This window comes from Streptomyces sp. SID5910, assembly GCF_009862125.1.
Lineage (GTDB): Bacteria > Actinomycetota > Actinomycetes > Streptomycetales > Streptomycetaceae > Streptomyces.
The window spans coordinates 1-12,001 of sequence record NZ_WWHX01000394.1 but is presented as its reverse complement, the minus strand read 5'-3'; the positions used below and the strand labels follow the sequence as shown (position 1 = coordinate 12,001).

The window sequence follows — 12,001 nt, the reverse complement described above, 5'->3', positions numbered from 1 at the left end:
GGCAGGCCCGTTCCACGGAGCGCCGGGTGTTGCGCTGTTCGGCGATGACCGCCGACAGCAGCAGGGCGGTCAGGCCCACGGCGCCGTTGAACGCCTGGAGCTTCATCATCACCTCGACCTCGGTCAGCCGGGCGAAGGCGCCGGAGCGGTCCGTGGCGGCGATGGACGCCGTGACGGAGGCGTAGAGCGCGCACGGCAGGCTGCCCGCGAGCTGGAAGCGCAGGGCCGCCCAGATCAGCAGGGGGAAGATCAGGAACTGCATGCTGACCGGGCTGTGGGTGATCGGCGGTACGAGGACGCCGACGACCACGGCCATGGTCACGGCCTCCCCCCAGCGGGTGCCCGGGGGCGGCCGGCGGGCCCGGTACAGCAGCAGGAGGAACGGGGTGACGAGGACGACGCCCATCGCGTCGCCCGCCCACCAGGCCAGCCAGACGGGCCAGAAGTGGTCCGTGGTGAGTTCGCCGGTGAGGACGGCCATGCCGGCGCCGGCGCCGGCGCTGATCAGCATGGCGGTGAGCGCGCCGAGGAAGACCAGCGCCAGGCCGTCGCGCAGGCGGCTCAGGTCGGTGCGGAAGCCCACCGCGCGCAGCAACAGGTAGGCGCAGACGGGGGCGGCGGTGTTGCCGGCGAGGATGCCGAGCGCCGAGGGCCGCAGCGGGGAGAGGGAGGCGACGACCAGGAGGGCGCCGAGGGCGATGCCGGGGACGCAGCGCAGGCCGAGGACGAGCAGGAAGGCCACGGCGACGCCGGTGGGCGGCCACATGGGGGCGACCACGGCGCCTTCGACGACCAGGTGCCGCAGCAGCCCGAGCCGGCCCGCCGCGTAGTAGCAGCCCGCGACGAGCAGTGTCTCCAGGACCCGGACGAGCGGGCGCGGCCAACCAGCGATACCCACCACAGCAGCCATCAGACACCGGCGCCGTCCCGTCGGCGAGGCGAGAGGCGCCCTGCTCCCGCCCTACGGCTGAACGGCCCGCCCGTCGTGGCCGACGACGAGTACGGCCGCGTCGTCCTCGTGTCCGACCAGCGCCGCGTTCTTGATCACGGCGGCGGCCAGCGAGGTGGCCTCCATGCCGGCGACGGCGGCGATGCCGGCGAGCCGCACGACCCGTTCGAGGCCTTCGTCGACGGGCAGGGAGGGGCCCTCCACGACGCCGTCGGTGAGCAGGAGGAAGACGCCTCCCGTGGTGAGCCGGTAGCGGGTCACCGGGTACTCCATGCCCTCCAGGACGCCGAGCGGCGGTCCCCCCTCGTCCTCGGAGACGCCGGATTTCCCGTCCGCCGTGGCCCACACGCAGGGGATGTGCCCGGCCCGCGCGCTCTCCAGGGTGCCGGTGTCGGGGTCGAACCGCATGAAGGTGCAGGTGGCGAAGAGGTCGGTGCCCAGGGTCAGGAGCAGGTCGTTGGTGCGGGCGAGCAGCTCGCCGGGCTCGCTGGTGACGGAGGCGAGGGCCCGCAGGCCGACGCGGATCTGTCCCATGAAGGCCGCCGCGTCGATGGTGTGGCCCTGCACGTCCCCGACGGACAGGCCTATGCGCCCGTCGGGCAGGGTGAAGGCGTCGTACCAGTCGCCGCCGACGTTGAGCCCCGCGTAGGCGGGCGAGTACCGGGCCGCCAGGTGGAAGCCGGGGACGTCGGGCATGTCGGCCGGGAGCATGCCGCGCTGAAGGGCGATGGCCAGCTCCACCCGGGAGCGCTGGAGCTCCGCGAGTTCGCGCGCCTGTGCGGTCAGCGATCCGAGCCTGGCCAGCAGCTCGTCGCCGTCGTGTACAGGGCGCTTGCGGAACATCGACCGCTCCAGCTCCGGCTCCAGAGGATGAGTCCGCGGGGGACACGTATCACTATGGCACCGTTCGTCCCCTCGGCGCGCCGGGCCGGCGGGGAACGCGGCGGCGCCCGGGACCGGGACGCGGGCGGTACGCGCCAGGTCGCCCCCCGGCGCGGCGTAGGCCGTCCGGGTGACGTCAGGTGAGGACCGTCTCCCAGGTGTCGACGGCGTGGTCGACGGTCATGCCGTTGCGGCCGTACAGGCGCGGCGCGCCCGTGGCGTTCTCGGTGTCGACGCCGAGTCCCACCGTGTCCCGTCCGCGCGCGGCGAACTCGGCGAAGGCGTGGCGCAGCAGGAAGGCGCCGAGGCCGCGTCCGCGTGCTTCGCCGAGGACCCCGATGTTGCGGATCCAGCCCAGGGCCTCCCGGTCGTCGCGGGCCAGCAGGAACCCGGCGTCGCCGAGGTCGTCGGTCTCGGCGATCCACACCAGGGACCAGTCCAGCCGCTCGGCGCCCACGGTGTGCAGCCAGCGGTCGTAGTCGCGCGGCTGGAAGTCGAAGTGGCCGGCGAACGCCGCCTGGTACAGCTCGTGCACCCGCAGCCGGTCGGCCTCGCCGGCGCAGGCCCGCACCCGCACGCCCGGCGGCGGGGCGGGCGGCAGGTCGCGCGCGGGGTCCACGGGCCGGTGGAGCACGTGGTAGCGGCGTACGGTGCTCCAGCCACGTGCCGTGAGCAGCGCGGTGTCGGTCGTGGGCCGGGCGTTGAGGTGCAGGTGGACGACGGCCCGGCCGGCTCCGTTGGCGCGGGCCTTGGCCAGTGCGCGTGCCTCCAGCGCCGTCAGCAGGCGCAGCCCGGTCCGCTGGTGGTCGGGCAGCACGTAGTGGTCGATGCCGACGCGTTCACCGCCGGACTCGTCCCAGACCAGGCCGTAGGCCACCGTCCTGCCGTCCTCGACGGCCACCCACGAGTCGTGCTCCAGGTCCGTGTCCGGGTGCTTCAGGTCGGCCTCGACCTCGTGCAGGTCGGTCTCGGGGCGGCCGATCTCGATCCGGTCGATCTCGTTGAGGAGTTCGGTGATGGCCGGGGCGTCGGTGAGGGCGGCCGGGCGCAGGAGTGCGGGGGACATGGGTGCAGCGTCGGGGGCGGCGGGCGGCGGCCGCAACGGGTTTTCCCCGGCGGCCCGGCCGACGAGCCCGCCAAAAATGGTATTCCATTTACGGTCAACCTCTTGACGGTGCTGTTTGGCGAAAACTACGTTCTGGGGCACGGAATCCCGCTTCCACTTCGTGGAAACCGCCAACTCCCCGCATCCCGAACCAGGAGTCCACGCATGACTGCCCTGGAAGACCGCCGCTCGTCCGTCACGGCCGGCGACACCGCCACCAGCTCCGCCCTCTACACCTACGACCTGGCCCCGACGAAGAAGGAGGGCCGCCGCTGGGGCGCCTACAACGTCTTCACCCTCTGGGCCAACGACGTGCACAGCCTGGGCAATTACGCGTTCGCCATCGGACTGTTCGCCCTGGGTCTGAACGTGTGGGGCATCCTGGCCGCCTTCGCGCTCGCGTCCGTCCTGCTCTTCCTCCTGCTGACCCTGTCCGGCTTCATGGGCCACAAAACCGGTGTGCCGTTCCCCGTCATGAGCCGCATCGCGTTCGGCGTCAAGGGCGCCAAGATCCCGGCCGCCGTGCGCGGCGCCGTCGCCATCGCCTGGTTTGGTATCCAGACCTATCTGGCCTCCGCCGTACTCAGCGCGCTCCTGGTGGCCCTGTTCCCGGAGTTGAGCCGCCTGGACACCAACTCCCTGCTCGGTCAGTCGACGCTCGGCTGGATCACGTTCCTGGTCCTGTGGGCGCTCCAGGTGCTCATCGTGAGCTACGGGATGCAGATGATCCGGCGCTACATGGCCTTCGCGGCGCCCGTCACGCTGGTCACCATGTGCGCGCTCGCCGTGTGGATGTTCGTCCGCGCGGACGGCTCGGTCTCCCTGTCGGTCGGCGACCCGCTCACCGGCGGCGCGATGTGGCTCCAGGTCCTCCAGGCGGCCGCGCTGTGGGTGGTGATCTACGGGACGTTCGTCCTCAACTTCTGCGACTTCACGCGCTCCGCGAAGGACCGGGGCTCCATCGTGCGGGGCAATGTCATCGGCATCCCGGTGAACATGCTCTTCTTCGCCTGCATCGTGGCGGTCCTCAGCGGCGCCCAGTTCAGCCTCGACGGGCGGGTCATCACCAGCCCGACCGACATCGTCAGGTCCGTCCCCAACATGTTCCTGCTGGCCGTCGCCTCGCTGGCCCTGATCGCCCTGACGGTCGCGGTCAACCTGCTGGCCAACTTCGTCGCGCCGATCTACGCCCTGGTCAACCTGTTCCCCCGCCGCCTCGACTTCCGCCGGGCCGGTCTGGTGAGCGCCGTGCTGGGGCTGGTGATCACGCCCTGGAACCTCTACAACAGCCCGGTCGTCGTGAACTACTTCCTCGGCGGGCTCGGCGCCCTGCTCGGCCCGCTCTTCGGCGTGATCATGGCCGACTACTGGCTGCTGCGGAAGGCCCGGGTCAACGTGCCCGCCCTCTACACGGAGGACGCGGACGCCGAGTACCACTACCGGCGCGGCTACAACCCGCGGGCCGTCGCCGCCTTCGTCCCGAGCGCCGCGATCGCCGTCGTGGTCGCCCTCGTCCCCTTCTTCCACGCCGCGGCCGGGTTCTCCTGGTTCATCGGCGCCGTCGCCGCCGCCGCCCTGTACGCGGTCGTCGCCGACCGTGCCGTGCCGATCCGCGATGTGGACGGCGAGGCCATCGCCGTCGCCGCCGAATGACCAGCCCGAGCAGAAGGTCCCGCCCCATGCGCATCCTCGTGGTCAACGTCAACACCACGCAGTCCATCACCGACGCGATCGGCAAGCAGGCGGCCGGTGCCGCCTCGCCCGGGACGGAGATCGTCCCTCTCACCCCGTCCTTCGGCGCGGAGTCGGTCGAGGGGAACTACGAGAGCTATCTCGCCGCGGTGGCCGTCATGGAGGCCGTCCGCGCCCATCCGGAGCCGTTCGACGCGGTCGTGCAGGCCGGCTACGGCGAGCACGGGCGGGAGGGGCTCCAGGAGCTGCTCGACGTCCCCGTCGTCGACATCACCGAGGCCGCGGCGAGCACCGCGCAGTTCCTCGGCCGCCGCTACTCCGTCGTCACCACCCTGGACCGCACGGTCCCGCTCATCGAGGAGCGGCTGGAGGCGGCCGGGCTGAGCGCCCGGTGCGCCTCCGTGCGGGCCAGCGGGCTGGCGGTGCTGGAACTCGAACGCGACGAACAGGCCGCCGTGGACGCCATCGTCGAACAGGCCGTCCGTGCGGTGTCGGACGACCGGGCCGAGGTGATCTGCCTGGGCTGCGGCGGCATGGCCGGCCTCGCGGAGCGCGTCGTGGACCGCACCGGCGTACCCGTCGTCGACGGGGTGACCGCCGCCGTGACGATCGCCGAGTCGCTGGTCCGGCTCGGCCTGTCCACGTCCAAGGTCCGCACGTACGCGGCGCCGCGCCCGAAGCGGATCGTCAACTGGCCCCCGACGGCCTGCTGACGACCCCGTCGTCCCCGCTCCCGTCCTCCCCGCCGGCGCCGGGCCGGGCCGCCGGTCGCACCGGCCGCACGGTATTCTGACGGGCCGCCCGGCTGCCGCACCGCACCGCCGCAGCCGGTGCGCGGGGAACGGGACGAACGACGAAGGACGGCGATGGCTGCGTCAGGGGATTTCACGCCCGAGTCCGAGCGGGTGACCCGGCAGTTGCGGGACGAGATCCTCGACGGGGTGCGGCGACCGGGCAGCAGGCTCGTCGAACGGGAACTGGCCGAGGCGCTCGGCGTGAGCCGGCTGCCCGTCCGCGAGGCCCTGCGGACGCTGGTGTCCGAAGGGCTGGTGACGCCCAGGCCCCGCACCTGGGCGGTGGTGCGCGAGTTCACCACGAGCGACATCGCCGACCTCGACGAGGTGCGCTCGGGCCTGGAGAGCCTGGCCTTCCGGCTCGCCGCGCAACGGCACACCCGCGCCGGACTGGAGAAGCTGCGCGCGACCGTGGACGCCGAGCTGGCGGCGGCCCGGGCCGGCGACGCGGTGCGGGCCCGCCGGGCCGCGGCCGACTTCCACCAGACCGTCATCTCCCTCGCCGCCAATGAGCTGCTCAACGAGCTCGAAGGCGTCCTGCGCAGCCGGCTGCGGTGGCTCATGGGCCAGCACGACGATCTCGAAGGTGTCGCGCTGGAGCACGAGGCCCTGTACCGGGCGATCGCGGAGCGCGACGTCGAGCGGGTGCAGGAACTCGTCCTGGACCACCTCGCCACGAGCCGCACCGCCGCGCTGGGCCACCTCACCCGACAGGAGCAGGAGCAGGAGCAGCAGCGGGACTGAGCCCCGCCGGCGCTCATCCGCCGCCGGTGGGGGCCTCCGTCCGGGCCGGCCCCTCGGACTCCCCCGCCGGTGCCCGGCCGCCCGGGTGCCCGAGGGCGCACAGGAACGCGATGCCGAGGGCGATGGCCATACCGTAGAAGACCCACTGGTTGGCCTGGGCGAAGTCCATCCGGATGGCGTCCATGGCGTCCCGCGTCGCCTGCGCGGCGGTGTCGTTCCCGGTGGGCGGGCGGGAGTCCCCGTGGCCGGTGACGGACTCGCTGATCCGGCGGGCCACGTCGTGCGCGGTCCCCGGAGGGAGCCCGCGGGACCTGAGGGTGTCCGCCACGTTGTCGTTCATGACGTGCGTGAGGACCGTGCCGAAGACGGCCAGGCCCACGCTGGCCGCGTAGTTGCGCACCGTCTGGGTGACGCCGGTGACCTCCCCGTACGAGGCGCCGATCGCCCGGTTGACGGCGTCCGTGGAGGCCGGGGCGAGGAGGAAGCCGATACCGGCTCCGGCGAGGGCGGCGTACGGCCACTGGTCGTGCATGGACAGGTCGGTCATCTCGCCCGCCCACAGCGCGAACCCGACGGCGCCCACCACCGTCCCCAGTTTCAGCGCGGGGCGCGCGCCGCGTTTGTCCAGGATCCGGCCGCCCCACTGCGAGGCGATCGCGAACCCGGCGAAGAAGTACAGCAGGAACAGTGCCGCCTGGTTGGGTGAGGCGCTCAGGGACACCTGGGCGTACACGGAGGCGAAGAAGAACAGCGGGACGAAGGCGAGCATGGCGAAGAACAGCACCGCCAGGTCCACCGCGAACGCCCGGTCCCCGAACACCCGCAGGTCGACCAGCGGATGGCGCGTCCCCCACTCGTACCGGACGAACACGCCGAGGATCGCGAGGCCGCCGGCGATGCACAGCCATGTCCACGCACTGCCCCAGCCCCACGACCAGGCCTGCTGGAACCCGAGGACGCTCGCGCCCATGCCGAGGGCGATCAGGACGGCGCCCCGGACGTCCAGGGTGCCGGTGCGCCGCCGGTCGGGGACGTGCGCGAGGGCGGTGAGCACCAGCGCGACGACGGCGACGGGAACGTTGACCCAGAAGACGGCGCGCCAGGTCCACGAGGCCGTGAGCCAGCCGCCCAGCAGCGGGCCCACCGCGGTCAGCGCGCCGGAGAGGCCGAAGAACAGGGCGAGGGCGCGTCCCCGGCGTTCGACCGGGAACACCGCCACCACCACGGCGAGGGCCGCCGGGAAGAGCAGCGCCGCGCCGAAGCCCTGCGCCGCCCGGAAGACGATGAGCCAGGGCTGCGCCACGTCGCCGGCGGGTACGCAGCCGCACAGGACGGAGGAGACGACGAACACCACGGTGCCGGCGACGACCACCTTGCGCGGGCCCCAGAGGTCGGCCAGCCGGCCGCCCAGGGCGAAGAAGGCGGCGAGGGCGAGCAGGTAGGCGTTGACGACCCACTGCATGCCGGAGCTCGACAGGCCCAGTTCCCGGGTGATGTCCGGCGCGGCGATGGAGACGATGGTCTGGTCGATGAACGTCATCGCCACCGCGAACATCATGGCCGCGAGGGTGAGGGTCTGGCTCGGCGCCGACCCGGGCGCCTTGCCGCCGCCGTGGGGCTGTGCCGCGGGATGTGTGCCGTTCACTCGTCCAGTCTGTGCCAGGACGCCGCGCGTCGCATCAGACGGCTCACGGGCCCCGGGTGTCACAGGGTCACGTCGGCCCACTGGTCGAGCGGGTCGGCGTCGCCCGAGAAGCCGCCGGGGCCAGTCGTCCGACCGTCCAGCGACTGCTCGGTCCAGATGACCTTGCCCGTGGGGGTGTACCGGGTCCCCCAGCGTTCGGCGTACCGGGCGACGAGGAACAGGCCGCGTCCGCCCTCGTCCGTGGCGGCCGCGTGGCGCAGATGGGGCGAGGTGCTGCTGCCGTCGGACACCTCGCAGATCAGACCGCGGTCGCGCAGCAGGCGGACGTGGATGGGGGGACTGCCGTAGCGGATGGCGTTGGTGACCAGTTCGCTGAGGATGAGTCCGGTGGTGAAGCCGAGTTCCGCCAGGTCCCAGGTCTCCAGTTGCCGGCCGACGTCGGCGCGGACGGCGGAGACGGCCGCCGGGTCGCGGGGCACGTCCCAGTCGGCGACCCGGCCGGGGTCGAGCACGCGGGTGCGGGCGACCAGCAGGGCGATGTCGTCGCGCGCCCGGTCCGGCGGGAGGGCGGCGAGCACGTCCTGGCACGTCTGCTCGGGGGTCCGGCCGGGGCGGGTCAGCGCGGTGCGCAGGATGCCGAGGCCGACGTCGATGTCCCGGTCGCGGTCCTCGACGAGTCCGTCGGTGTAGAGGACGAGCCGGCTTCCCTCGGGCACCGGGAACTCGGTGCTCTCGAAGGGCAGGCCGCCCAGGCCCAGCGGTGGGCCGGCGGGCAGGTCGGGGAAGGACACGGTGCCGTCCGGGAGGGCGAGGGCGAAGGGCGGGTGCCCCGCGCGGGCCGCGCAGCAGGTGGCGGTGACCGGGTCGTGGACGACGTAGAGGCAGGTGGCCCCGATGAGTCCCTCGTCCTCGCCCTGGGCGGCGCGTTCGCGGTCGAGGCGGGCGACCAGGTCGTCCAGGCGGGCCAGCAGTTCGTCGGGGGCCAGGTCGAGGGTGGCGAAGTTGTGCACCGCGGTGCGCAGGCGTCCCATGGTGGCCGCCGCGTGCAGCCCGTGCCCCACCACGTCCCCGACCACCAGCGCCACCCGGGCGCCGGACAGCTCGATCACGTCGAACCAGTCGCCGCCCACGCCCGCCTGGGCCGGCAGATAGCGGTGGGCCAGCTCCAGGGCGCTCGGTTCCGGCAGGTCGCGGGGCAGCAGGCTGCGTTGCAGGGTGACCGCCATGGCGTGCTCGCGGGTGTAGCGGCGGGCGTTGTCGAGGGCGACGGCCGCACGGGTGGCCAGTTCCTCGGCGAACGGCAGGTCCTCCTCGTCGTACGGCTCCGCCCGGCCGGCGCGCCGGAAGGTCACCACTCCGAGCACGGCGCCGCGAGCGCGCAGCGGCACCGCGATCAGGGCGTCGGCGCCCTGGTCCGCCGTGCGCCCCGCGTCCCCGGTGTCCTGTGCCGGTCCTGCTCCGGACGCGGCACGTTCGGTCTCCAGCACCGCCCGGCCGCTCGCCACGCAGCGCGCCTGGGGTGTGCCGTCCGCGAGGGGCACCGCCCGGCCCACCGGCAGCGGTGCAGGGCCTGCGCCGCTGCCGCTCACGGCGGCACGGCGCATGACGGTGCTCGCGGCCGCCGGCTCCTCGCCGCGCGGCACCTCCTCGGCCAGTTCCACGGTGACCAGGTCGGCGAAGCGCGGGACCGCGACCTCGGCCAACTCCCGTGCGGTGTGCTCCACGTCCAGGGTGGAGCCGATGCGCGTGCCGGCGTCGTAGAGCAGGGTCAGGCGCTCGCGCGCCACCTCCGCCCGCCCGGACAGGGCCCGCAGCTCCGTGGTGTCCCTGAGCGTCACGACGCTCCCGGCGTACGCGCCGTCGCGGGCCGTGGGCCGCTTGTTGACCGCGAGCAGCCGGTCGGCGGTCAGGTGCACCTCGTCGGTGGCCGGCCTCTGCGACGTCAGCAGCTCGGCGATGCCCGGGTCCAGGCGCAGGTCGGTGATCCGGGACCGCTCCGGGTCCGGCGGCAGGCCGAGCAGGCGCCGCGCCTCGTCGTTGGCCAGCAGCAGCCGCCCGTCGCCCCCGGTGATCAGCACGCCCTCCCGCACCGCGTGCAGCACCGCGTCGTGGTGGTCGTACATGCGGGTCATCTCCACCGGGCCGAGGCCGTGGGTCTGGCGCAGCAGCCGGCGGCTCACCAGCGCGGTGCCGCCCGCGCACACGGCCAGTGCCCCGGCCGCGGTGCCGAGGAGGATCGGCAGCTGCTCGGCCGCCATGCCCGCCACCTTGCGGACCGTGATCCCGACCCCCACCGAGCCGACGGCGGTGCCGTCGGCCCTGGTGACGGGGACGGTGGAGAGGACCGAGAGCCCCTGGGTGGTTTCGGTGGTCTCGGTCACGGGCTCGTGCGGCGGGCTGGACGGGCCGAGGACGACCTTGCCGATCTGGGCGGGGTCGGGGTGGGTGTAGCGGACGCCCTCCCGCGAGTACACGACGACGAGGTCGACGCCGGTGTCGTGTCTGATCCGCTCGGTGAGGGGTTGCAGCACGGCGGTGGGGTCGGGTCCGGTCATCGCGGTCAGGGTGTCCGGCGCGTACGCGAGGGTGGTGGCGACGTCGAGGGAGCGGAGCCGGGCCTCGTGGGTGCTGTCGTTGCGGGACTGGAGCACGAGGGCCACGAGGGCGGCGGCGACGGTGAGGACGACGACGATCACCTGGAACAGGAGCACCTGCCCGGCGAGGCTGCGTACCCCGAGCAGCGAACGCGGCCGGGCGGCGGTGCGCGGGCGCCGCCCGCCGAGGGGGCTGGGGGACGTGGCCCGGGGACGACGCGGGTGTGCGCTCACGCTCCGTGTCCTCCCTCCCCAGTGTCCGGGACCTGGGTGGGTGCCGCCGTTCGCCGGCCGTCGCCTTCCTCACGAATGCCTCAACGGTACTCGCTGCGGCCCGGCGACGCCGTGCGCCGGGCACCGCCCGGCACACAGCAGGGCGCCCGGAAGCGGATCGCTTCCGGGCGCCGAGCCTGGTTCAACGCATCACGGTCAGGCGGGGGTGATGTTCTCCGCCTGCGGGCCCTTCTGGCCCTGGGTGATGTCGAAGGTGACAGCCTGGCCTTCCTGGAGCTCGCGGTACCCGCTGGCGTTGATGTTGGAGTAGTGCGCGAAGACGTCGGGGCCGCCGCCGTCCTGCGCGATGAAGCCGAAGCCCTTTTCCGAGTTGAACCACTTGACGGTACCGCTGGCCATGCCTTTGCCTTTCAGCCGATATCGGATCCGCACCGCGCGGACCCGGAGGTGGTCGTCGGGTCCAAGGCACTGCACAGCAGACCGCCCGCACCACGGTGCGGGCGGTCGGGTCGAACCACGACATCTGTCTCTGACGCTACACGGCATGTCCGCGCCTCACCAGTGAGTAAGGGGTCCGAGCATGAACGGTGTTGCGCCCTCGGGTGCGTCCGCGGCCGCCCGGTCCGAGCTGTCCGGCGGCGTCGGGGGCCCCTTCCGTCACTCCCCGCGCACGATGTCGTCGTGCGCCATACGGGCGAGACCCGGGGCGTCGGCACGACCCGGTCGCGCGGGTGGTCAACCAATGAGGTGCCCACCTACCGAACCGGAGGTTGAGATGAGCGTCAGGAAAGCCCTGGCCCTGGGGGTCGGCGCGGTGATGTGCACCGGCCTGCTGGGAACGGGCTGCGCCTCGCGGACGCCCGACGGACCCCCCGCGCGGCAGGCGTCGCCCCGCCCCGCTCCGGCGGCTCCCACCGCCCGGCCGCTTCCCGGGCTCGGGCCCGCCGTCCGGGCCCGGGTGCCCGCGGCCGCGGGGCAGGTCCTGGTGGTCCGGGGTGCGTCACAGGACGCCAACCGGGCCCAGGTGGTGCTCTACGAACGGCACCCCGTGCGGGGCTGGGAGGCCGTGGCGGGCCCCTGGTCGGCGCACAACGGGCTGCGCGGCTGGACGGAGGGCCACAGCGCGGGAGACCTGCGTACGCCCGTCGGCGTCTACGGCATCAGTGACGCGGGAGGCCGGCTGCCGGACCCGGGCACCCGCCTGCCCTACGACCAGGACCCGGAGTTCGCGCTCTCGGGCACCGGCCACCTGGGTGAGGACCTGGAGGGCTCCTTCGACTACGTGATCGCCGTCGACTACAACCGGGTGCCCGGCACCACCCCGCTGGACAAGACCCGGCCCCTGGGCGAGGGCAAGGGCGA

General features: G+C 73.5%; 10 protein-coding genes. 4 read left to right on the top strand and 6 right to left on the bottom strand.

The annotated features are described in order from the left end of the window. From GTW67_RS13365 to GTW67_RS13355, 3 genes are all read right to left on the bottom strand, one after another. The coding region (locus GTW67_RS13365) for an MASE1 domain-containing protein (protein WP_161165028.1) at window positions 1-910 on the bottom strand (910 nt) is incomplete at its 3' end. A 51-nt stretch (window positions 911-961) separates the two neighbouring features. Continuing rightward, window positions 962-1,792, bottom strand: a complete 831-nt coding sequence (locus tag GTW67_RS13360; RefSeq protein ID WP_161165027.1) for a PP2C family protein-serine/threonine phosphatase — start codon at window positions 1,790-1,792, stop codon at window positions 962-964. Window positions 1,793-1,967: 175 nt separating this feature from the next. Beyond that, complete coding sequence (locus GTW67_RS13355; protein WP_161165026.1) at window positions 1,968-2,897, bottom strand: GNAT family N-acetyltransferase; 930 nt, start codon at window positions 2,895-2,897, stop codon at window positions 1,968-1,970. Window positions 2,898-3,101: 204 nt separating this feature from the next. On the opposite strand from GTW67_RS13355, the gene GTW67_RS13350 reads away from it, so the two are divergent. The 3 genes from GTW67_RS13350 (at window position 3,102) to GTW67_RS13340 (ending at window position 6,166) form a co-directional block, all read left to right on the top strand. Continuing rightward, a complete protein-coding gene (locus tag GTW67_RS13350; protein WP_161165025.1) occupies window positions 3,102-4,589 on the top strand; it encodes an NCS1 family nucleobase:cation symporter-1 in 1,488 nt (495 codons plus the stop codon). Window positions 4,590-4,615: 26 nt separating this feature from the next. Next, window positions 4,616-5,341 carry an aspartate/glutamate racemase family protein gene (locus tag GTW67_RS13345; protein WP_161165024.1) on the top strand — a complete coding sequence of 242 codons (726 nt, stop codon included), beginning with the start codon at window positions 4,616-4,618 and terminating at the stop codon, window positions 5,339-5,341. 153 nt (window positions 5,342-5,494) lie between these two features. Beyond that, window positions 5,495-6,166: a GntR family transcriptional regulator gene (locus GTW67_RS13340; protein WP_161165023.1), complete on the top strand. Its 672-nt coding sequence runs from the start codon at window positions 5,495-5,497 to the stop codon at window positions 6,164-6,166. Window positions 6,167-6,179: 13 nt separating this feature from the next. Here GTW67_RS13340 and GTW67_RS13335 read toward each other — a convergent pair whose 3' ends face one another. The 3 genes from GTW67_RS13335 to GTW67_RS13325 form a co-directional block, all read right to left on the bottom strand. Then, entirely contained in the window at window positions 6,180-7,724 is a 1,545-nt protein-coding gene (locus tag GTW67_RS13335; protein ID WP_161165030.1) for an MFS transporter, read from the bottom strand. 146 nt (window positions 7,725-7,870) lie between these two features. Further along, window positions 7,871-10,639, bottom strand: coding sequence for an ATP-binding SpoIIE family protein phosphatase (locus GTW67_RS13330; RefSeq protein ID WP_524539775.1), 2,769 nt, complete (start codon window positions 10,637-10,639; stop codon window positions 7,871-7,873). A 195-nt stretch (window positions 10,640-10,834) separates the two neighbouring features. Then, on the bottom strand, window positions 10,835-11,038 hold the full coding sequence (locus tag GTW67_RS13325; protein ID WP_028964611.1) for a cold-shock protein: 204 nt from the start codon (window positions 11,036-11,038) through the stop codon (window positions 10,835-10,837). A gap of 376 nt (window positions 11,039-11,414) precedes the next feature. Here GTW67_RS13325 and GTW67_RS13320 point away from each other — a divergent pair. Continuing rightward, on the top strand, window positions 11,415-12,001 hold a 587-nt coding region (locus GTW67_RS13320; protein ID WP_161165022.1), incomplete at its 3' end, for a hypothetical protein.

What these genes read in the sequence shown, in the direction of transcription:
- GTW67_RS13335 (WP_161165030.1), bottom strand. Translation starts at nt 7,724, where the DNA reads ATGATGTTCGCGGTGGCGATGACGTTCATCGACCAGACCATCGTCTCC.
- GTW67_RS13325 (WP_028964611.1), bottom strand. Translation starts at nt 11,038, where the DNA reads ATGGCCAGCGGTACCGTCAAGTGGTTCAACTCGGAAAAGGGCTTCGGC.
- GTW67_RS13355 (WP_161165026.1), bottom strand. Translation starts at nt 2,897, where the DNA reads ATGTCCCCCGCACTCCTGCGCCCGGCCGCCCTCACCGACGCCCCGGCC.
- GTW67_RS13350 (WP_161165025.1), top strand. Translation starts at nt 3,102, where the DNA reads ATGACTGCCCTGGAAGACCGCCGCTCGTCCGTCACGGCCGGCGACACC.
- GTW67_RS13340 (WP_161165023.1), top strand. Translation starts at nt 5,495, where the DNA reads ATGGCTGCGTCAGGGGATTTCACGCCCGAGTCCGAGCGGGTGACCCGG.
- GTW67_RS13345 (WP_161165024.1), top strand. Translation starts at nt 4,616, where the DNA reads ATGCGCATCCTCGTGGTCAACGTCAACACCACGCAGTCCATCACCGAC.
- GTW67_RS13360 (WP_161165027.1), bottom strand. Translation starts at nt 1,792, where the DNA reads ATGTTCCGCAAGCGCCCTGTACACGACGGCGACGAGCTGCTGGCCAGG.